Source organism: Sulfitobacter sp. F26204, from assembly GCF_026410305.1.
Classification (GTDB): Bacteria; Pseudomonadota; Alphaproteobacteria; order Rhodobacterales; family Rhodobacteraceae; genus Sulfitobacter.
In genome coordinates, this window is sequence record NZ_JAPMLQ010000025.1 from 1 (window position 1) to 1,079 (window position 1,079).

General features: G+C 57.2%; 1 protein-coding gene. It reads left to right on the forward strand.

The genetic code is table 11. The features are described 5' to 3' along the window. Window position 1: 1 nt before the first annotated feature. Window positions 2-1,079: elongation factor Tu (gene tuf / locus OS190_RS20465; RefSeq protein ID WP_267160552.1), on the forward strand; the 1,078-nt coding region annotated here is incomplete at its 3' end.

Consider the following 1,079-nt stretch of genomic DNA (forward strand, 5'->3'; position numbering starts at 1 on the left):
CATGGCAAAGGAAAAGTTTGAACGTAACAAGCCGCACGTCAACATCGGCACAATCGGTCACGTTGACCACGGCAAGACGACGCTGACAGCGGCGATTACCAAGTATTTTGGTGATTTTCAGGCCTATGACCAGATTGACGGTGCGCCAGAAGAGAAAGCCCGCGGCATCACGATTTCCACGGCGCACGTGGAGTATGAGACAGAGACACGCCACTATGCGCACGTTGACTGCCCCGGCCACGCCGACTACGTCAAGAACATGATCACGGGTGCAGCGCAGATGGACGGCGCGATCCTGGTTGTGAACGCGGCCGACGGCCCAATGCCACAAACGCGCGAGCACATTCTGCTGGGCCGCCAGGTTGGCATCCCCTACATGGTTGTTTACATGAACAAGGTTGACCAGGTTGACGACGAAGAACTGCTTGAACTGGTTGAGATGGAAATCCGCGAGCTGTTGTCCTCTTATGAGTATCCCGGCGACGACATTCCTGTGATACCGGGTTCCGCCCTTGCGGCGATGGAAGGCAACAAGCCAGAAATCGGTGAAGAATCCATTAAGAAGCTGATGGCGGCGGTTGACGAATACATCCCGACACCGGCGCGCGCAGTTGACCAGCCGTTCCTGATGCCTGTTGAGGACGTCTTCTCGATTTCCGGTCGTGGTACTGTTGTGACCGGCCGTATCGAGCGTGGCGTGATCAACGTCGGCGACGCGATCGAGATCGTGGGCATTCGCGACACCAAGGCAACCACCTGTACCGGTGTTGAAATGTTCCGCAAGCTGCTGGATCGTGGTGAAGCAGGCGACAACGTGGGCATCCTGCTGCGCGGTATCGAGCGTGACGGCGTTGAGCGCGGTCAGGTTCTGTGTCACCCCAAATCCGTGAACCCGCACACCAAGTTCGAGGCAGAAGCCTATATCCTGACCAAGGAAGAGGGTGGCCGTCACACGCCGTTCTTTGCGAACTACCGTCCACAGTTCTATTTCCGCACCACGGATGTGACCGGCACAGTTAACCTGCCCGAGGGCACGGAAATGGTGATGCCTGGCGACAACCTGAAGTTCGACGTTGAAC